The following is a 19,267-nucleotide window of genomic DNA, read 5'->3' as shown; positions in this document are numbered from 1 at the left end:
CGCGCCGGCGGCCGGGGACCTCGGGTCCCCGGCCGTCGGCATGTCCGGGCCACGAACCCGGAGGGCGCGGCCGCGCAGCGGGGAGCGCACAATGGAGCCATGGGACACGAATCGGGACACCGCGGGCACGGACATCACAAGAAGTGGTCGGAGATGAGCACGCCGAGCCGGGTCGCGGTCGTCGTCCTCGGGACCGGCCAGGTCCTCCTCCACGCGTACGCGTGGCAGGACCTCATCCGTCGCCCGGCCGCCGAGGTCAAGGGGCCGAAGCTGCCGTGGGGCCTCGCGCTCCTCATCAACTGGGCGGGGCCGATCGCCTACCTGTTCGCCGGTCGCACCGAGGACGCGAAGCCGCTCTCGTTCGAGCGCTGAACGCTTCGAGCGCTGAGCGCTAACGCCGGCCAGCCGGGGTCCGGCCGGCCCAGGCCTCGCGCATCGCCTGCCGGGACGCCGTGAGCGCGCGCCACTGCACCACCACGCCGACGACGCCGAGCACGAGCGCGCCCACCGCCCACCACCAGCCGAGGTCGTCCGGGAGCGCCCCCGAGGTCACGTCGTCCAGCGTGACCACCCCGACAAGCAGCATCACACCGGTCACCGCGGTGTTGGCGCCGCCGAACGCGGTGAGCCAGACGAGCAGGAAGGCCGGCAGGTCGGTCGCCAGCGACACCACGACGAGCAGCGCGGCGGCGACGGCGCCGATCACCCAGACCAGCCAGTCGGGCCGGACGCCGAGCGCGGCCGAGAGCCCCGACCCGATCGCGAACCCGATCGACGCCATCCCGAGCACCACCGCGACCTGGTAGAACGCGTACGCGAGCCCCCCGAGCAGCAGCGCGCCCACGATCGCGCCGATCCAGGCGAGCGTGGTGCCGAGGAAGCCGTCGGGCGTCACCTCCGCCACGATCGCGGCACCGAGCAGGAACCCGGCGAACGCGCCGACGACGGCGATCACCACCCGCAGCGCGACGTAGCCGCGGAAGCACATGAACAGCCCGACCAGCACGCTCAGGATCCCGACCACCCAGATCTCGCTCACGGCGCTCACCCTACGGCGACCGGCTTCGGCGCGCCCGACTGTCACACTCGAGCGATGACGACCACTCGCGCCCTCGCTGCCGACGCCCCACGCACCGTGCGCCGACTCGCCGTCGGCGTGCTCGCCGTCGGGCTTCTCGCACTCACGACGGCGTGCGGCGGCTCGGGCGACGACGACGCCGACGGCGGGGCGTCCGCGACGGCGGCGGCTCGCGTCCCGGCGTCCGCAGCGGCCGACGCGACCGCGGACGCGACGCAGGAGGTGACCGAGGAGCCGACCGAGGACGAGGCGACGGAGAGCCCGGAGCTCACGGCGCCGGCCACCGTCCTGGCCGCGGGCGCCGTGGCCGACGGGGCGCCCGCCGTCGTGAGCGGCGCTGGCCCCGCAACGGTGACCTACTCGCGGCAGGGCGAGATCGCCGTCACCGCGGCGCTGGACTGCTCGGCGTGCACGGGCGAGGTGGTGATCTCGGCCTCCGACCGCGGCGGGGAGCCGTGGGGCGAGGGGCCCGCGCCCTTCACCGGCACCTACCTGCTCGACATCATGACGAGCACGGCGGCCGACCGGGACGTGTGGGTCGTCGCGGAGGGGCCGTGGACGCTCACCCTGGCGAGCTGGAACGAGCTTCCGCCGATCACCGGGCCGCAGTCCGGCACCGGGTCGGCCGTGCTGTACCTGTCCGAGGCGGGCTCCGGCTTCGACGTCAGCTACACCCCTGTAGGCGAGGGCGACTCGGTGTCCATCCGGGCGTACTCGGACGTGGCCAGCACCGACAGCGGACCCGACAGCCGACTGCTCGGCGACACCGAGGCGTTCACGGAGTCGGTCGACCTCCCGCTGCCCGGCGTCGTGGCGATCACGACGAACGGGTCCTGGACGCTCACGCCGCGCCCGTAGGCTGCCCGTAGGCTGACCGGGTGCTGCGCCGACGCCTCGCCCGCCTGTACTGGCGCCTGTCCCGCTGGACGCTCCGCTCCGATCCGCAGCCGGCCCCGACCGTGCCTCGCATCCTCATCGGCGCTCCCCACACGTCGAACTGGGACTTCGTCCTCATGCTGGCGATCGCGTGGGAGGCGGAGATCCTGTTCCGCTGGCTCGGCAAGCACACGCTGTTCCGCGGCTGGCGCGGGCCGGTCATGCGGGCGCTCGGCGGCGTCCCGGTGGACCGGACGAACCCGGGCCGGGTCGTCGCGGAGATCCTCGTCGCCCAGGCCGAGGCGCCGTTCTCGCTGGTGGTGACGCCCGAGGGCACCCGCGGCGGGGTCACGCGGTGGAAGTCGGGGTTCTACCGGATCGCACGCGAGGCGGACCTCCCGGTCACCCTCGGCTACGTGGACCGCACCACAATGACCGCGGGCCTGGGCCCGACGATCACGCTCACGGGTGACGTCCGCGCCGACATGGACGTGATCCGCGCGTTCTACGCCGACAAGTGCGGGCTCCGGCCCGAACGCCGGACCGAGCCGCGGCTCGACTCCGAGGACGCACCGCCCGCCTGACGCGCCGCCCGCCGCCTGTTCGCTGCCCGACGCACGGGGGTAATCGCGCGGCAACACGCCACTCCTAGCGTCGAGCCGAACGGACGGCGATGCGCGAGAAGAGGCGGCATGAAGGCGATCGTGGTGGGCGCGGGGATGGGCGGCACGTCCGCGGCCCTCGGACTGCGCAAGATCGGCTGGGACGTGGAGATCCTCGAGCGCGTGCGCGAGGTCCGTCCCGTCGGGGCGGCGATCTCGATCTGGTCCAACGGCGTGAAGTGCCTCAACTACCTCGGGGTGGGCGAGCAGGTCGCGAAGCTCGGCGGTGACATGGCGTCGATGGCCTACTACGACGCGTTCACCGGCGCGACGATGACGCAGTTCTCGCTCGCCCCGCTCGTCGAGCACGTCGGGCAGCGGCCCTACCCCGTCGCGCGCGGTGACCTGCAGCGCATGCTGATGGACGCCGTCGGCGCCGACTCGATCCGCCTCGGCACTGAGGTCGTCGACGTGACCCAGGACGACGACGGCGTGGCCGCCCACCTCGCCGACGGCACCGAGGTGCACGGCGACCTCCTCATCGGGGCCGACGGCGCGCACTCGAAGATCCGCCAGTACGTCCTCGGCGGTCCGACGACGCGGCGCTACTCCGGTTACGTCAACTACAACGGCCTCGTTCCCGCGCTGCCCGAGATCGGGCCGGCCGACCAGTGGTCGCAGTGGGTGGGCAACGGCATGCGGGTCTCGGTCATGCCCGTGGCGGACGAGCGGTTCTACTTCTTCCTCGACGTCGTGCTGCCCGTCGGGCTGCCGTCCGAGCGCGCCACGCTGCGTGAGGAGCTCACCGGCTACTTCGCCGGCTGGGCGCCGCCGGTCCAAGCACTCATGGCCGCGATCGACGTCGAGCGCACCAACCGCGTCGAGATCCACGACATCGAGCCGTTCTTCACGTGGACCAAGGGCCGCGTGGCGCTGCTCGGCGACGCCGGGCACTCCACGACGCCGGACATCGGCCAGGGCGGCTGCGCCGCCTTCGAGGACGCGGTCGAGCTCTCGTGGCAGCTCGCCACGAACACGCTCGGCGTCGAGGACGCGCTGCGGCGCTACGAGGCGCGCCGGGCACCCCGCACGGCCGAGCTCGTGCTCCGCGCACGGGGTCGGTGCGACGTCACGCACGGCAAGGACCCCGACGCGACGGCCGCGTGGTACTCCGAGCTGCGCGCCTCCGACGGCACGGACATCATCCGCGGCATCGAGAAGAACATCGTCGGCGGGCCGTTCGGCTGACGGCCCACCTGACGACTCAGGACGCCGTGCGCGCGGGCTCGAGCCGGATGACCACCGACTTCGAGGTCGGCGTACGCGAGACGTCCGCGTAGGAGTCGAGCGGGACCAGCACGTTGGTCTCGGGGAAGTACGACGCCGCGCACCCGCGCGGGGTGTCGTACGCGACGGCGCGGAACGCCTCCGCACGACGCTCGCGCCCGTCGGGGTGCACGCCGACGAGGTCGACGAGCTCGCCGTCGGACATCCCGCGCTCGGCGAGGTCGGCCGGGTTGACGAGCACGACGCGCCGGCCGCCGCGGATGCCGCGGTAGCGGTCGTCCGGGCCGTAGATCGTGGTGTTGAACTGATCGTGGGTGCGGATGGTCTGCAAGAGCAGCGCGCCGTCGGGCACCACGGGGTACTCCAGCGGGTTCACCGTGAGCAGGGCGCGTCCCGTGGGCGTGGCGAAGGTGCGGGTGTCGCGCGGCGGGTGCGGCAGGACGAACCCGCCGGGCTGGTCCAGCCGTGACTCGTAGTCGTCGAACCCGGGCACGACGCGCTCGATCGACGCGCGGATGAGGCGGTAGTCCTCCGCCCAGGCGTCCCAGTCCACGTGCGGGGCGCCTCGAAGGGGAGCTCCGCCGTCGTCCGTGAGCAGGCGGCGGGCGAGGCCGCAGACGATCGCGACCTCGCTGCGCAGGTAGCGGCTGGCCGGCTCGAGCCGGCCGGTCGAGGCGTGGACCGCGCTCATCGAGTCCTCGACGCTCACGCGCTGCGGTCCGGTGCCGCGCTCGTCGCGCTCGGTGCGGCCCAGCGTCGGGAGGATGAGCGCGCGGCGGCCTGTCACGACGTGCGACCGGTTGAGCTTCGTGGAGATCTGGACCGAGAGCCGGGTGTTGCGCAGCGCGTCCTCGGTGACGGCGGAGTCGGGGGTGGCGCGCAGGAAGTTGCCGCCGAGGCCGAGGAAGACGTGGGCGCGACCGTCGCGCATCGCCTCGATCGCGGCGACCGTGTCGAAGCCGAACAGGCGCGGGGAGGTGAAGGCGAACTCGGCGTCGAGCGCGTCGTGGAAGCGCCCGGGCATCCGCTCGAAGATGCCCATCGTGCGGTCGCCCTGCACGTTGGAGTGGCCGCGGACGGGGCACACGCCCGCGCCGCGGCGGCCGATGTTGCCCTGCAGGAGCAGCACGTTGACGATGTCCTTGAGCGTGCGCACCGCGTGCTTGTGCTGCGTGAGGCCCATCGCCCAGCACACGATCGTGGCGCGCGAGGCGATCAGGCGGTCCGCGAGCGCCTCGATCTGCGCGCGTTCCAGTCCCGTCGCGGTCGCGACCTCGCCCCAGTCGAGCGCGGCGAGGTGGCCCGCGTACTCCTCGAACCCCTCGGTGCGCGTGGCGAGGAACTCCTCGTCGAGCACGCCGGGCTCCCCGCGCGCTGTGCGCTCGGCGTGCGCCCGCAGGAGCAGCGCGCCGAGCGCCTGGAAGAGCGCCTGGTCGCCGCCGAGGCGGATCTGCAGGTAGTCGTCGGCGAGGTCGGTGCCCCGGCCCACGAGGCCCGCGGGCTCCTGCGGGTTGTCGAAGTGCAGGAGGCCGGCCTCGCGCAGCGGGTTGATCGCCACGATCGACGCGCCGGCCTTCTTCGCGGCCTCGAGCGCGATGAGCATGCGCGGGTGGTTGGTGCCGGGGTTCTGCCCGGCGATGAGGATGAGGTCAGCCTCGGCGATGTCGGAGAGGTGGACGCTGCCCTTGCCGATGCCGATCGTGTCCGTCAGCGCGGCACCGCTGGACTCGTGGCACATGTTCGAGCAGTCCGGCAGGTTGTTCGTGCCGAAGCCGCGGACGAGGAGCTGGTAGGCGAACGCCGCCTCGTTGGACGTGCGGCCCGAGGTGTAGAAGATGGCTTCGTCCGGTGAGTCCAGTCCCCGGAGCTCCTCCGCGATCAGGTCGAGCGCGCGCCCCCAGCTGATCGGGCGGTAGTGCTCCTCGCCCTCCTCGAGCACCATCGGGTGCACGAGTCGGCCCTGCTGGCCCAGCGCGTAGTCGTCCCAGGTGGCGAGCTCCGCGATCGAGTGCCGCGCGAAGAACTCCGGGGTCACGCGACGTCGGGTGGCCTCCTCCGCGACGGCCTTGGCCCCGTTCTCGCAGAACTCCACCGGACCGCGGTGGCGGGCCTCGGGCCACGCGCAGCCCGGGCAGTCGAAGCCGTGCGTCTGGTTGATGCGCAGGAGCGTGCGGCCCGTGCGGACCGGCCCCATCTGGGTGAGCGCGATCTGCATCGCGTGCCCGACGCCGGGCAGGCCCGCCGCGTGCGTCGCCGGGTCGCTGACGCGCAGGCCGGTGACGTCGGCGTCGTCGATGTTCTGCTCGACGCGGTCGGCGTGGCCGCGCAGGGCCGGGTCGGTGCCGCGCTCGCTCGGTGGCGTCATCGTCCAGCTCCCGTCGTCGGGGTCCCGTGCGGCGTCGATCGTACGTTCGCGCGGCGCGGAGCGGGAGCGAGACGGCCTACGGCACCCAGACGATCGGGATCAGCACGATCGCGACGACGAACCACGCCACCGAGAGCGCCAGTCCGAGTCGCCAGTAGTCCGCGAACCGGTACCCCGCGGGGCCCATCACGATGAGGTTGGCGGGCGTCGCGATCGGGGTGAGGAACGACGTCGCGCCTGCCACCGCGACGAGCATGAGCACCGGCGCCAGGGAGATCCCGGCGTCGCTCGCGACGGCCACCGCGATCGGCACCACGATGAGCACGGTGGCCGCGTTGCTCACCACCTGGCCGAGCACGAGGGTGAGCACGAAGATCGCGGCGAGCAGCACCCGCACGTCCGCGCCCGAGACCAGGGACAGCAGACCCTTCGCGACGAGGTCGGCGGCGCCGGAGGACGCGATCGCCGTCGAGAGCGGGATGAGTCCGCCGATCAGGACCACGGTCTGCCACGAGACCGCGCGGTAGGCGTGCTGCGGCGTCACCACGCGCAGCGCGACCATGAGACCGGCGCCCACGAGCCCCGCGATCGCCGGGGTGGCGAACCCGCTGGCGAGCAGCGCGACGGTGACGGCGAGCGCGCCGAGCGCACGCCACGCCGTCGCGCCCAGGGGCACGCTCTGGCGACGCACCGCCTCGGGGTCGTCGACGACGAGCAGGTCCGGGTTCTCCGCGAGCGCCTCGACGTCCGCCCAGCGCCCGCGCACGAGCAGCATGTCGCCGACGGCGAGCTCCGTGCGCGCGAGGCCGAGCTCCTCCCCCAGGCGGCTCACCGCCAGCACCTCGACGCCGCCGAGCACGATGCCGGGAAACATGAGCTCGCCCTCGAGCCGAGACCGCGGCGGCACGACCACCTCGGCGAGCCCGTGGTCGCGCCCGTGCAGGGTCGCGAGGTCGCGCGTGCTCGGCCGGCTCACCACCTCGAGACCGCACTCCCGCACGACGGCGGCCACGCCGTCGTGCGAGCCGGCGACGACGAGCACGTCCTCCGCGTACAGCGTCCGGCGCTCCTTGGTCGGGAAGGCGTCGCCGCCCTGCACCCCGAGGAGCCGAACGCCGGACGCGCCCTCGACGAGGCGCAGGAGACCGCGGGGGGTGAAGCCGATCGCGTCGCCGGCGACCGGCACGCGCAGGCGATAGGTGCCCTCGGTCAGGCGATAGTGGCCCAGGATCGTGGCGGGGTGGTCGGAAAGGTCGGGGACCGCCTCGGCGGGCTGACGCGCGGGGACGAGGCGCCGTCCGAGCACCGCGACCACGATCGTCACGAGGACGAGCGGAAGGCCGACGACGGCGAACTCGGCGTACCCGAACGGCTCACCGGTGAGCTCGCGCAGCTCCCCGGAGACGATGACGTTCACCGGGCTGCCCGACAGCAGCAGCAGCGCCCCGGCGCTCGCGGCGAACGCGACCGGCATGAGCAGGTGCGCGGGCAGCAGGCCGGCGCGGCGGGCCGCGAGGACGACGACCGGCAGCACGGCGGCGGCCGCGCCGTTCGGCGTCACGACGGCCGCGAGCAGCGCCGTCACCGCCATGGCGGCGACCAGCAGGCGGGAGTGCGAGCGGCCGGAGCGCCGGACGAGCTGCTGGCCGGCCCACGCCGTCACGCCGGAGGAGTCCAGGCCCTCGCTGACCACGAACAGGGTCGCGATGAAGACGACGACCGGGTCGCCGAACCCCGCGACGGCCTCACCGGCCGTGACCTGGCCCGTGAGGTACAGCAGCACCGCCGTGATGATCGCGACGAGACCGACCGGGAGCCTGTTCCAGATGAAGAGCGCCAGCGAGACGGCAAGCACGAGCAGGCTGACCGCGGCGTCGGACACGCAGGCCAGTGTGGCCCAGTGCCCGACGCCGGGCCAGCCGAACGCGCTCCGCTCAGCCGATCGCCTGGTCGGCGAGCTGCTTGGCGGCGCCCGCGAGCGCCTCGCCGAGCGGGCCCTCGTACCGGCCGGCGAGGTCGTCCGCGGCGATCGCGGCACCGAGGAAGACGTCGAGCACGTCGAGCTTGCTCTTGGGCTTCGGCCACTTGCGCGGCCACCCGGTGCCGCACCAGTCGTCGATCTCGAACGAGACGAGCCTGGCCGCGGCACCCGCGTCCTCGCTGCCCGCGCCGGCGATCGCCGCCCGGGTCACCTCGTACAGCAGCGCCGCGCCGAGCGACAGCTCCGCCGGCGGCAGCGGCTGCGGGTTGAGGGCGACCCTGCTGCCCGCACGCTGCGCGAAGCCGTGCTTCGGGATGAGGGCGTCCGCCGCCCGCGGGTCGATCGCGATGATGAACGCCGCCTTGTCGTTGCGGGTGATCGCGTGGATGAGGTCGTACGCGCTGGCCATGGTGAGCTCCTTTGCCTGTCGGTCCCGGGCAGTTACCCGGATGCCACAGGTGAGGCCCGCGCCTCGGGCGTGATACCCGCCCGGCGTCGTGATCCGACTCGCTCGGCGACGGTACGTTCGGCGTCATGCCCGAGGACTCCTACCGCGCGGTCACCCGCCGCGCCTGGTGGCAGGAGACCAGCGCCCTGGTCACCTTCGCGGTCATCGCGGGCGTCGGGCTGCTGCTCGCGAGCGTCGCGCGGCGCACCACCCAGGCCATTGACGAGGACCTGCGCGCGCTGCTCGACGGCGTGCCGCACACGGTCATCGAGATCGCCCTCCTCTCGCTCCAGACGGCGTTCCTCGTCGGCCTCGTCGCGACGCCCGTGGCACTCCTCGTCCTGCGCCGACCGGGCCTGGTGGTGCGCGGCGCCGTCGCGGCCGTCGTGGCGAACGCCGCGTTCCTCGGGGTGAGCCGGCTCGACTTCGAGCACGCGGACGGCTCCTCGCTCGCGCCGGTCGCGACCGTCAGCCACGTCCCCTCGTCGCTGCTCATCGCGTCGGTCGCGGCCCTCACCGCGACCCTCCGCCCGGTCGCCCGCGGCGCGTGGCAACGGATTCTCTGGTCCGCCCTCGTGGCGTTGGCGCTCCTGCGCACGCTCTCCGCGCCGGACGCACCGCTCGACGTCGTGCTCGCGATCGGCGTCGGCGGCCTCGTCGGCACGCTCGTCCTGCTCGCCATGGGGCGCAGTGTGCGCGAGCTGACGCCCTCGGGCCTCGCGGCCGCCCTCGCCGCGGTCGACCTGCCCGTCACGGATGTCGAGCCGCTCGGCCACAACGACGAGTGGGGCGTCCCCGTGCGATCGGCCAGGACCGGCCACGGGATCCTCGTTCGGGTGGTCGACGACCGCGCGTGGCGCACCGACACGCTCGACCGCGCCTTCCGGCGCATCCGCCTGCGCGACACGGGCGACGAGACGGCGCACGCCTCGCCGTCGCGCGCGGTGTCCGCCGAGGCCATGGTGGCGATGCTCGCCGCCGACCGCGGCGTGCACGTGCCGGCCGTGCTCGCCGTCGCGACGGCGCCGCTCGGGGAGGCGATCCTCGCCGTCGAGCGTCTGGACGCCACGCCCCTGGACGAGGTGCCGGCCGACGCGCTGACGCACGACGTGCTCGCCTCCGCGTGGCACGAGGTGCGCCGGCTGCACGAGGTCCGGATCGCCCACCGCGACCTCACTGTCCGCCACCTCGTGCTCGACGGCGATGGCCAGGTCTGGATCACGAACCTCACCCGGGGCGAGGCCGGGGTCGCGGACGCGCCGCTCGCGGGCGACGACGCCGAGCTGCTTGCCTCGACCTACGCGCTCGTCGGGGCCGAGCGCGCCGTCGCCCCCGCGCTGGAGGTGCTCGGCACCGACCGGCTGGTGGCCGCCGTCGAGCGGATCGTGCCCGCCGCGCTCACGCCTCGCACGCGCGCGGCCGTGAAGAAGGTGCCCGACGCCCTCGCGCCGCTCGTGGCGGAGGCGGCCCGCGCGGCGGGGGTCGAGGTACCGACGCCGGTCGCGGTCGAGCGGTTCAAGCCGCGCACGCTCGTGATGGCGCTCGCGCTCGCCGTCGCCATCTACGTGCTCGCCCCGCAGCTGGCCAACGTGTCCACGATGGTGAGCTCGGTCCAGGACGCGGACTGGACCTGGATCGGACCGCTCCTGCTGGCCTCGGCGGCCACCTACGTGGGCGCCGCGCTCGGCCTCGCGGGCGGTACCCCGGGGCGCGTCCCGGTGGGCGAGGCGGCCGCCGTCGCGCTCGCCGGCTCGTTCGTCGCGACGTTCTCCCCGCCCGGGGTGAGCACCGTGGCGCTCAACGTGCGCTTCCTGCAGAAGCGCGGCTACCCCACGCCGGTCGCGGTGTCCGCGAGCGCCGCGAAGGAGGCTGCGGTCGGGATCGCCCACATCGCGCTGCTCGTCGTGTTCGCGTTCTGGGCGGGCTCGACCGGGGTGCTGGCGGACGAGCTCGACAAGCTGCCGCCCGCGCACGTGCTCATCCTCATCGGGGTCGGCGTGCTCGCCCTGGCGGGCGGCGCGTTCACGATCCCGAAGATCCGCGAGCTGCTGCGCAAGACCGTGGTCCCGGCGGTCCGGGAGGCCGCCGAGGCGATGCGGCCCGTCGTCTCGAGCCCCGCGAAGCTCGCCGAGCTGCTCGGTGGGGTGGTGCTGCTCCCCCTCGGGTACGGCGTCGCGCTCTGGTTCGCACTCCAGGCCTTCGACCACTCGGCGAGCTTCGTGGCGACCGTGCTGGTCTCGCTCACGGCCGGCGCCGTGGCCAACGCGGCCCCGACGCCGGGCGGGATCGGCGCCGTCGAGGCCGTGCTGACCGCCGCGCTCACGGCCATCGGCATTCCGTCGGCGACGGCGTTCGCGGCGGTCCTGCTCTACCGCCTCGCGACGTTCTGGGTGCCGATCCTGCCGGGCTTCGTGGCGTTCCGGACGCTCACCGCCAAGGACGTGCTGTAGCAGGCGGCTCGCCGCCCGCCCTCCCTGCCGTGCGCGCCGCCCGTCCCCGCCATCCTGCCGTGCACCGCTGTTGGCGACGGTTGCGGAGCCATACGCTCCGAGAGCGTCACCAACGGTGGCGACGACCGACGTCGACCCCCGACGCCCACCAGACCCAAGCCCAAGCCGTCACGTCGAACACGCCTCGCCGCACGCACGAAGCCGCCCGGCCCAGCCGCCCTTCTGCAGCGCCCGCTCCACCTGACGCGCGGTGCGGCACGGCGTCCCCGCGATGTGTCGCCAGCGATATCGCAGGGTCCGCTCGCCCCGCTCGAGAACCACGGCGTTGTCGCGCCAGACGTCTGCGTCGGTCTTGTCACGGTGCAGTCGACCGTCGAGCTCGAATCGCACAGCGAACTCCTCGCTGACGACGTCCGCTCGGATGAGCACCCCCTGCACGACCTGCCGCTGCTGGCGAGTCATCCGGGGCAGCCCATGAGCGCGGAGCACGTCGCGATCGAACCGATGCTCGAGAGCGGACTCGATCCCTTCTGCGGCGGGCGAGAGCAGATCGGTGAGCAGGTCGCGATGGCGAGTCCGGTGTCTCCGCTCGAGCTCGTTGCGCAACGCGAGCTGCCCGCCCTGCCTTCGCACGGCGGCGGTGACGGTCGAGACGACCTCGTCGGTGCTGCTTGCCCGCCCGACCAGGTCGAGCGTCGTCACGGCGATCGGCGTGCGCGGCGGGACGTCCACCGCGCGAACGCGGGCGCGCGTGCTGCGAACCCGTACGCCGGGCAGGCGTCCCCGCGCGCGGCGCGAGCGCGGGACGACGACCTCTATCTCCGCGGGCGGTACGGTCTGCAGTCGCTGCAGGTAGGCGGCCGTCTCTCCCGCCAGGGTCGAGCCGGGTCCGACGGCGAGCAGCGCCGCCCAGCACCGTGTCTCGAAGGAGACCGGACCGGCGTGCGTGACGTACGTGCCGCGGTAGAGCTGCTGCCACCGTCCGCTCTCGACCCGTGAGCGTCCGTAGCGCTCGGACCGCCCGGCCCGCACGAGCTGACCCATCGCGAGGACACGACCCTGGATGCGCTCGACCTCGGCGAGGTCGTCGTCGGTCAGGTGCGGGAACGTCTCGTACGGCAGCGACATGCCACCAGACTCACGCCGTGGCGTCGTCGACGGTCGGACGACTGTGGATGCCGGTGCGACGGCGTGCACGCCGTCGCGCAGTGGACAACCGACTGTCTCGACAGGTGGCCGTCCCACCCACCCCGGGTACCCCGCGCCCATCAATGGCGACGTCTCCGGAGCGTATGGCTCCGCAACTGTCGCCATTGACGGGCCACGGATGCCGGGCCGCCCGTCCCCAGCGCTCGCAGCCGTCCGAGCCGACGCGAGGCGGCCGCCAACTAGGCTCGTTCCGTGGCCATCCTCCCCATCGTCGTGTCCGGCGACCCCGTCCTGCACACCCCCGCCGCCCCCGTCGGCGAGATCACCGACGAGCTGCGCACGCTGGTCGCGGACATGGTCGAGACGATGGACGCGGCCCCCGGCGTCGGGCTCGCGGCGCCCCAGGTCGGCGTCGGGCTGCGGCTGTTCACCTACGCCTACGTCGACGACTCCGACCGCCCGTGGCGCGGCGTGGTCATCAACCCCGAGCTGTGGATGACGCCGCCGGCGCCGGGCGAGCCCGACGAGGAGGAGGAGGCCGAGGGGTGCCTCTCGTTCCCCGGCGAGCGCTTCCCCCTGCGGCGCTCCGACCACGTCGTGGTGACCGGCACCGACCTCGAGGGCGCGGACGTGCGCCTGGAGGTCACCGGCTGGCGCGCGCGCATCCTGCAGCACGAGTTCGACCATCTCGACGGCGTGCTCTACACCGACCGCCTCACTCGCAAGGAACGGCAGATCTGCCAGAAGATCAGCAAGAAGCGCGGCTGGGGCGTGCCCGGGGTGTCGTGGACGCCCGGGGTCGACGAGGTCGGCGAGGGCTAGTCCCTCGAGCCGGCCGACCGACGCGCGCTCACCAGCGGCAGGAACAGCTGCACGAGCGGACCGATCGCCAGCGCGTAGAGCACGGTGCCCACGCCCACACTCCCACCGAGCACGAACCCGATCGCGAGCACGCTCACCTCGATCACGGTGCGCACCGCGCGCACGCTCCAGCCGCTGCGCGCCGCGATCGCGACCCAGAGCCCGTCGCGCGGTCCCGGACCGAGGTGCGCGCCCACGTAGAGCGCGCCCGCCAGCGCGTTGAGCACGACGCCGAGCACCAGCAGCACGATCCGCGCCGCCCAGCCCGTGGCCGGGGGCAGCACCGCGAGCCCGGCGTCGGCGGCCACCCCGATCACGACGACGTTGCACAGCGTCCCGACGCCGACCCGTTGCCGCAGCGGGATCCAGGCCAGCAGCACCGCGGCCCCGACCAGGATCACGACGGTCCCGAACGACAGCCCCGTGCGCCGCGCGACGCCCTGGTGCAGCACGTCCCACGGGTCCAGGCCGAGACCCGCGCGCACCATCATCGCCATCGAGAACCCGTAGAGCACGAGCCCGGCGAGCAGCTGCGGCAGGCGGCGGCCCAGGCCGGGCTCGCGCAGCTGGTCGACCGGGTGGCGGACGAGGGCGAGGACCGTTCTCACCGGGACATCCTGCACCGGATTGGCCTTGCTTTCGATAGCCACTTGCGATGAAGTGGCCCCGTGGACCACGTGACCCCCGTGACGGACCCCCTGCGCGACGCCTTGCCCGTGACCGCCGGTCGGCTCGCCGCGCTCGTGGGCGAGCCGAGCACCCGCCCCGCCTACGCCGCGCTCGCGGCCGCGATCCGGACGCTCGCCGTCGACGGGCGACTCCCACCCCAGGTGAGGCTGCCGAGCGAACGGGAGCTCGCCGTCGCGCTCGGGCTGTCCCGGACCACGGTGACTCGCGCGTACGCGGAGCTCACGGCGGCCGGCTGGGCGCACCCGCGGGTGGGCTCGGGCACGTTCCTCGCGCTGCCGGGACGGCGCGAGGTGCTGCCGGGTGCGCTCGTGCCGCAGGAGGGCGTGGCGCTCGACCTCACGGCGGCGGCCGCGACGTGCGTGCCCGGCACGCAGGCGCTCGTCGAGCGCGCGGTCGCCCGGCTTCCCGCCCTGCTGCGCGGCCCCGGCTACGAGCCGGTCGGCCTGCCCGCGCTGCGCGCCGCGATCGCCGCACGGTACGCGGCGCGCGGGCTGCCGACCGACCCGGACCAGCTCGTCGTCACCTCGGGTGCGCTCGCGGGCATCGCGCTCGTGGCCCGCACCGTGCTGCGCCGCGGCGACCGCGCGCTGGTGGAGAACCCGACGTACCCGAGCGCGGTCGGCGCGCTCCGCGCGACCGGCGCGCGTCTCCTGCCCGTGCCGGTGGGGCCGCGCGACGGGCTCGACCTCGACGTCGCGCTCGCCGCCCTGCGCGCGGCTCGACCGCGGCTGGCCTACCTCGTGCCGGACCACCACAACCCCACCGGGCACGTGCTGCCGGACGGCTCGCGCGCCGCGCTGGCGGCCGGGATCGCCGCGGCGGGCGGCACCGCGCTCGTGGACGAGTCGCTCGCCGAGCTCGTGCTCGACGCCGCGCACGACGGCGAGCCGCCGGCCCCCTTCGCGGCCCACCTGCCCGGGGCGTACTCCGTGGGCAGCCTCTCGAAGCCGCTCTGGGGCGGCGTGCGGGTGGGCTGGGTGCGCTGCCCGACGGCGCAGGTCGCCGCGCTGCAGGCCGCGCGGCTCACGCTCGATCTCGGCGCCTCGGCGCTCGACCAGCTGATCGGGACCGAGTTCCTCGAGGCCGAGCTGCTCGCCGGCGACGGGCCCGGACCGCTGCTCACGGCGCGCCTGGCCGGGCTGCGCACCCTGCGGGACGGCTGGCTCGCCGCGCTCGCGGCGCACGCTCCGGGCTGGACGGCGCGAACGCCGCGGGGCGGGCTCGCCCTCTGGGTCGGGCTGCCCGATCCCGTGGGGCTCGAGCTGGCCGAGGCCGCGCTGCGGCGCGGTGTGGCGCTGGCCGCCGGGCCGCGGTTCACGTCCGACGGGTCGGCGCGGGACCGGATCCGGCTGCCGCTGACGGCCGACGTGGCCGACCCCGCGGCGACCGTGCGGCTGCTGGTCGAGGCGTACGCGGAGGTCGTCGCGGGCGGCGCAGCCGGGGGCGTCGCGGGCGCCGCCGGCGGCGCAGCGGGCGGCGGGCGTGGCGCCGGCGCTCCCGCGCAGGCGCCCCCACTCATCGCCTGAGACCGCGCGCTCCACACCGGCCGTGGCTCGCACGAGGCGACGCGCGTAGCCTCTCGGGAATGGCGCCGTCGCCCCCGCAGACCGACCAGCGCGCACGCGGTGCGCTGCTGGGCCTCGCGCTCGGCGACGCGCTCGGGATGCCGACCCAGGGACTGCCGTTCCAGGAGGTCCGCGCCCGCTACGGCCCGCTCCTCACGCAGCTGCACCCCGCGCCCGCCGACCACGAGATTGCCGCCGGCCTGCCCGCCGGCCGGGTCACCGACGACACGGATCAGGCGCTTCTCCTGGCCCGGCTGCTGCTCGCGGGGCGCGGCGAGGTCGACCAGCACCGGCTCGCGGCCGACCTGCTCGCCTGGGAGGACGCGATGCGCGCCGCCGGATCGCTCGACCTCCTCGGCCCGAGCACGCGCCGGGCGCTCGACGCCGTCGCGGCCGGCGCCCCCGTCGGGACCTCCGGGCGCTGGGGCGACACCGACGGCGCCGCGATGCGGATCGCGCCGTTCGGGATCGCACACCCCCTCGGTCAGCTCGACGCGTTCGTCCACGGCGTGCACCAAGCGGGCCGCGTCACGCACGACACGGGGATCGCCGTCGCCGGGGCGGCCGCCGTCGCCGCCGCGGTGAGCGCCGCGATCGACGGCGCGGACCTCGCCGAGGCGACCGACCTCGCGATCGAGGCGGCGCACCTCGGCGCCACGCTCGGCCACCACGTCGGCGGCGCGGACGTCGCGGCCCGGATCGGCTGGGCGCTCGACGTGGTCGCCGAGCACCGGCTCGACGGCGGACTCGAGCTGGTCGACGAGCTCGTGGGAACGGGGGTCGCCACGCAGGAGGCGGTGCCCGCCGCGTTCGCCGTGCTCGCCCTCACCCCCGACGACCCGTGGCTCACGGTCCGGGCCGCCGCGAGCCTGGGCGGGGACAGCGACACGATCGCCGCGATGGCCGGCGCGATCGCGGGAGCCCTGCACGGCGCGGACGCGTTCCCGGCCGACGCCACGCGGCAGCTGCTGGCGGCGAACCCCGCGCTCGCCGACCCCGGGACCGGCCTGACGGCCCTCGCGGACGACCTCCTCGCCCTGCGCCTCGGCGGGACGGCCCGGTGACGGCACGCGTGCTGTCGACGGTGTCGGTGCTCGTCGACCTGCCGTTCGCGGCGCCGCACCTGCCCGAGCGGGGCGGCGACGTGCTCGGCGTGGCGGGCGCGCCGACGCCCGGGGGCGGCTTCACGGTGGTTGCGGCCGCCGCGCGCCAGGACGTCGCGGCCGCCCTCGTCGGGCTCGTGGGCCCGGGGCCCTACGGCACGCTCGCGGCCCGCTGCCTCGCCCGGGAGGGCGTCGCCGTGCTCCTCACGCCGGAGGCGCCCGGGCCGGCTGACGCCAACGGCGCCACCGACACGGGCCTGTGCGTCACCATCACCGAGCCCGACGGCGAGCGCACCTTTCTCACGGCCCCCGGCCTCGAGGCCCACCTCACCCCGGGCATGCTGGCGGCCGTCCGGGTGCACCGCAAGGACGTCATGGTCGTCTCGGGCTACGACCTGGTCAACCCGGGCGGGCGCGCGCTCGCCGCCTGGGTGACCGCCGTGCCAGACGCGTGCGTGCTGCTGGATCCCGGCCCGCTCGTCGGCGAGATCGACCGCGACCTGCTGCTCGCCGTCGCGCATCGCGCCGACGTGCTGACGCTGAACGAGCGCGAGACGCGCCTGCTGGGCGGCGCCGCCGCCGTGCGCCACCTCGTGCGGCCCGAGGCGACGGTGCTGCGTCGTCGAGGCGCGGCCGGGTGCGTGCTCGACACCGGGACGTCGGCGCACACGGTGCCGGCACCTGCCGTCACGACCGTCGACAGCACCGGGGCCGGCGACGCGCACACCGGCGTGCTCGCGGCGGAGGTGCTGCGCGGGACGCCGCTGCCCGAGGCCGTCCGGCGGGCGAACGTCGCCGGGGCGCTCACCGCGAGCCGGCGCGGCCCGGCGACGGCGCCCACGCGCGGCGAGATCGACGCGCACCTCGCGCGGCACGGCGGTTGAGCGCGCTGAAAGCGGGAGGCGCGCTACGCCGTCGGGCGCCGGAGCCGGTCCGCCCCCGCGACGCCGAGCGCGTGCAGCGCGAGCCCCACGAGCACGCCGAGGGACACCGCGACCATCGTGGCGCCCGCGGTGAGGAGCGAGGTCGCGCCGCCGGTCGAGGTGGTGAAGGTCTCCGTGAGGCCGACCAGCGCGAGCGCCCCCGGCACGAGCACCCAGAACCCGGGCAGGAACGACACGAGCGCGGGCGGGCCGCCGCGGACCGACGCGGCGTAGAGCGCCACCGGCGTCATCGCCATGGCGCCGACGAGCGCGGACACCACGCCGCCGAAGAGCAGCCCGCCCACCACCTGGCCGGCGTAGGCCACGGTCACCACGAGCAGGACCCACGGCAGGGCACTGCGCCGCACGCAGTGGTAGAGCCCGACGCCCGCGGTGAACAGCACGACGCCGAGCCACGGTCCCAGCACGCCGACGCCGTGCGGCTCCTCGTCGAGCACGGTCGCTCTCACCCCGACGAGCGAGGCGGCCGCCGCGACCCCGACGGCGAGCAGCACCGTCTGCATCGCACCCGCCGCCAGGCGCGCCGCGCCCGCGATCATCTGCCGCGTGGCGAGGTCGATGACGCCCGTGGTGAGCAGCGCGCCGGGCAGGAACATCACGATCGGCGGCACGAGCGTGGGCAGCACCGCGACGCCGACGTCGAGTCGCGCGAGCCCGAGCGAGACCACCGACGTCCCGAACGCGCAGCTGAGCACCACGAGCGCCTCGAAGTAGGTCTGGCGGGCGCTCGTGAGCCGGCGCACGAGCGCAACCAGCACGCCGAGGCCGGCCACGACCAGGAGATCGAGACAGCCGCCGCCGAGGATGAGCGACAGCCCCACGCTGTAGACGGCATAGCCCGCCACCAGCACGGGCTCGGAGTACGGCGCCGGCGCGAGGCCGATCATCCGCAGCCGCGCCGTGGCCTCCGCCGTCCCGATCTCACCCGTGCGCGCGGCCTCGGCCAGCGTGACGACGTCCTCGACCTGGTCGAGCCGGAACGACCGCCCGCCCGCCGTCGCCGCGGCCGTCTGCGCCGACGTGCCGGGAAGCGTCACGAGCACCGCGGTCGGCAGCGCGATGATCTCGGCCTCGGGGAACCCGTGCACCTCGGCGACGTCGACGAGGACGCGCTGGACCTCGGCGATCGGGCTCGCACAGTCGATGAGCGCCTCGCCGAGCAGGACGAGGAATGCGACCTCGGAGGCCGGGTCGTGCGCGGGCGGCGTGGTCCCCGGCGGTGGGGTCGCCGCCGTGGGGGCGCCGGTCGGCGCGGCGGCGCCGGTCGGCGTGGCGGCGCCGGTCGGCGTGGCGGCGAGCGCGTCACCCGCGAGGACCGCTGTCACGGCCGTCGCCGGGTCGGCCGGGGTGCCCGGCGCGGTCTCCGGGGCCGCGGGTGCCGGCACGCCGGTCGCCCGCCCGGCCGCCCCCTCCTGCGCGAGCTCGCGACGGCGCAGCAGCGCGAGCACGACGGCCACCACGAGCAGCGCCGCGACGGCCACCCCGAACGCCAGGCCCGAGACCTGGGACGTCTCGACGGCCGGCCGCTGCTCCCACACGATCGTTGTCGTGGTGCCGCCCTGCGTCGTCGGCAGCTCCCCGCCGTCGGTGGTGCTCGGCGTCGACGGGGCGCCGGTGCCCTCGCTCGGCGCCTGGTCGGTGGCGTCCTCCCCCGCGGTGGTTGCGGTGGCGGGTGCGGACGGGGTGGGCGACGCCGTGGTCGGCTCGTCGGTCGGTGCCGAGGTCTGGTCCGTCGCCGAGGGCAAGGGCGAGGGCGTGAGCGTCGGGTCGACGGTCCTCACCTCGGCGGTGGGCGACGGCGCGATGAGGGTCGACACGAGCCGAACGTAACGCGCGGGGCGGGCCCACGAGAAGCGGGCGAGGAGCCG

General features: G+C 75.1%; 16 protein-coding genes. 9 read left to right on the top strand and 7 right to left on the bottom strand.

What is annotated here, in order from left to right; genetic code table 11:
• The first annotated feature begins 153 nt into the window (after positions 1-153).
• A complete protein-coding gene (locus AC3AQ1_RS10545; protein ID WP_234417468.1) occupies positions 154-372 on the top strand; it encodes a PLDc N-terminal domain-containing protein in 219 nt (72 codons plus the stop codon).
• 19 nt (positions 373-391) lie between these two features.
• On the opposite strand, the gene AC3AQ1_RS10540 is transcribed toward AC3AQ1_RS10545, so the two are convergent.
• Positions 392-1,039, bottom strand: coding sequence for a TM7S3/TM198-like domain-containing protein (locus AC3AQ1_RS10540; RefSeq protein ID WP_108718934.1), 648 nt, complete (start codon positions 1,037-1,039; stop codon positions 392-394).
• Positions 1,040-1,093: 54 nt separating this feature from the next.
• On the opposite strand from AC3AQ1_RS10540, the gene AC3AQ1_RS10535 reads away from it, so the two are divergent.
• The 3 genes from AC3AQ1_RS10535 (at position 1,094) to hpxO (ending at position 3,804) form a co-directional block, all read left to right on the top strand.
• On the top strand, positions 1,094-1,936 hold the full coding sequence (locus tag AC3AQ1_RS10535; protein WP_108718933.1) for a hypothetical protein: 843 nt from the start codon (positions 1,094-1,096) through the stop codon (positions 1,934-1,936).
• Between the two features lie 20 nt (positions 1,937-1,956).
• Positions 1,957-2,538 carry a 1-acyl-sn-glycerol-3-phosphate acyltransferase gene (locus AC3AQ1_RS10530; protein WP_199916462.1) on the top strand — a complete coding sequence of 194 codons (582 nt, stop codon included), beginning with the start codon at positions 1,957-1,959 and terminating at the stop codon, positions 2,536-2,538.
• 108 nt (positions 2,539-2,646) lie between these two features.
• Entirely contained in the window at positions 2,647-3,804 is a 1,158-nt protein-coding gene (gene hpxO / locus AC3AQ1_RS10525; protein WP_108718932.1) for an FAD-dependent urate hydroxylase HpxO, read from the top strand.
• Between the two features lie 16 nt (positions 3,805-3,820).
• Here hpxO and AC3AQ1_RS10520 read toward each other — a convergent pair whose 3' ends face one another.
• From AC3AQ1_RS10520 to AC3AQ1_RS10510, 3 genes are all read right to left on the bottom strand, one after another.
• On the bottom strand, positions 3,821-6,208 hold the full coding sequence (locus AC3AQ1_RS10520; RefSeq protein WP_108718931.1) for an FdhF/YdeP family oxidoreductase: 2,388 nt from the start codon (positions 6,206-6,208) through the stop codon (positions 3,821-3,823).
• Between the two features lie 76 nt (positions 6,209-6,284).
• Positions 6,285-8,090: an SLC13 family permease gene (locus tag AC3AQ1_RS10515; RefSeq protein ID WP_108718930.1), complete on the bottom strand. Its 1,806-nt coding sequence runs from the start codon at positions 8,088-8,090 to the stop codon at positions 6,285-6,287.
• A 52-nt stretch (positions 8,091-8,142) separates the two neighbouring features.
• Positions 8,143-8,598: a hypothetical protein gene (locus AC3AQ1_RS10510; protein WP_108718929.1), complete on the bottom strand. Its 456-nt coding sequence runs from the start codon at positions 8,596-8,598 to the stop codon at positions 8,143-8,145.
• Between the two features lie 125 nt (positions 8,599-8,723).
• Between AC3AQ1_RS10510 and AC3AQ1_RS10505 the strand changes: the two genes are divergently transcribed.
• Complete coding sequence (locus AC3AQ1_RS10505; RefSeq protein WP_108718928.1) at positions 8,724-11,087, top strand: lysylphosphatidylglycerol synthase transmembrane domain-containing protein; 2,364 nt, start codon at positions 8,724-8,726, stop codon at positions 11,085-11,087.
• 168 nt (positions 11,088-11,255) lie between these two features.
• Here AC3AQ1_RS10505 and AC3AQ1_RS10500 read toward each other — a convergent pair whose 3' ends face one another.
• The gene (locus AC3AQ1_RS10500) at positions 11,256-12,215 is read right to left on the bottom strand and encodes a hypothetical protein (RefSeq protein ID WP_108718927.1); all 960 of its coding nucleotides are present in this window, start codon (positions 12,213-12,215) and stop codon (positions 11,256-11,258) included.
• A 273-nt stretch (positions 12,216-12,488) separates the two neighbouring features.
• Between AC3AQ1_RS10500 and def the strand changes: the two genes are divergently transcribed.
• Entirely contained in the window at positions 12,489-13,058 is a 570-nt protein-coding gene (def, locus tag AC3AQ1_RS10495; RefSeq protein ID WP_108718926.1) for a peptide deformylase, read from the top strand.
• Here def and yczE read toward each other — a convergent pair.
• The gene (yczE, locus tag AC3AQ1_RS10490; protein WP_234417467.1) at positions 13,055-13,705 is read right to left on the bottom strand and encodes a membrane protein YczE; all 651 of its coding nucleotides are present in this window, start codon (positions 13,703-13,705) and stop codon (positions 13,055-13,057) included. The genes def and yczE overlap by 4 nt on opposite strands.
• 78 nt (positions 13,706-13,783) lie before the next feature.
• Between yczE and yczR the strand changes: the two genes are divergently transcribed.
• Genes yczR through AC3AQ1_RS10475 form a run of 3 tightly spaced genes read left to right on the top strand, consistent with a single transcriptional unit; the run spans position 13,784 to position 17,339 of the window.
• Positions 13,784-15,313, top strand: coding sequence for a MocR-like transcription factor YczR (gene yczR, locus AC3AQ1_RS10485; protein ID WP_159096507.1), 1,530 nt, complete (start codon positions 13,784-13,786; stop codon positions 15,311-15,313).
• A gap of 59 nt (positions 15,314-15,372) precedes the next feature.
• Positions 15,373-16,416, top strand: a complete 1,044-nt coding sequence (locus AC3AQ1_RS10480; RefSeq protein WP_108718924.1) for an ADP-ribosylglycohydrolase family protein — start codon at positions 15,373-15,375, stop codon at positions 16,414-16,416.
• Complete coding sequence (locus AC3AQ1_RS10475) at positions 16,413-17,339, top strand: PfkB family carbohydrate kinase (protein ID WP_108718923.1); 927 nt, start codon at positions 16,413-16,415, stop codon at positions 17,337-17,339. The genes AC3AQ1_RS10480 and AC3AQ1_RS10475 overlap by 4 nt, the downstream gene beginning before the upstream one ends.
• 23 nt (positions 17,340-17,362) lie before the next feature.
• On the opposite strand, the gene AC3AQ1_RS10470 is transcribed toward AC3AQ1_RS10475, so the two are convergent.
• On the bottom strand, positions 17,363-19,216 hold the full coding sequence (locus AC3AQ1_RS10470) for a threonine/serine exporter family protein (protein ID WP_159096506.1): 1,854 nt from the start codon (positions 19,214-19,216) through the stop codon (positions 17,363-17,365).
• Positions 19,217-19,267: the final 51 nt, after the last annotated feature.

This window comes from Miniimonas sp. S16, assembly GCF_057748195.1.
Note: the sequence above shows the minus strand (reverse complement) of the source record. Positions and strands in the feature narration are given on the sequence as shown.

Coding starts and splice junctions, on each gene's coding strand:
- AC3AQ1_RS10505 (WP_108718928.1), top strand. CDS start 8,724: ATGCCCGAGGACTCCTACCGCGCGGTCACCCGCCGCGCCTGGTGGCAG.
- AC3AQ1_RS10510 (WP_108718929.1), bottom strand. CDS start 8,598: ATGGCCAGCGCGTACGACCTCATCCACGCGATCACCCGCAACGACAAG.
- hpxO (WP_108718932.1), top strand. CDS start 2,647: ATGAAGGCGATCGTGGTGGGCGCGGGGATGGGCGGCACGTCCGCGGCC.
- AC3AQ1_RS10500 (WP_108718927.1), bottom strand. CDS start 12,215: ATGTCGCTGCCGTACGAGACGTTCCCGCACCTGACCGACGACGACCTC.
- AC3AQ1_RS10545 (WP_234417468.1), top strand. CDS start 154: ATGAGCACGCCGAGCCGGGTCGCGGTCGTCGTCCTCGGGACCGGCCAG.
- AC3AQ1_RS10535 (WP_108718933.1), top strand. CDS start 1,094: ATGACGACCACTCGCGCCCTCGCTGCCGACGCCCCACGCACCGTGCGC.
- AC3AQ1_RS10520 (WP_108718931.1), bottom strand. CDS start 6,208: ATGACGCCACCGAGCGAGCGCGGCACCGACCCGGCCCTGCGCGGCCAC.
- AC3AQ1_RS10480 (WP_108718924.1), top strand. CDS start 15,373: ATGGCGCCGTCGCCCCCGCAGACCGACCAGCGCGCACGCGGTGCGCTG.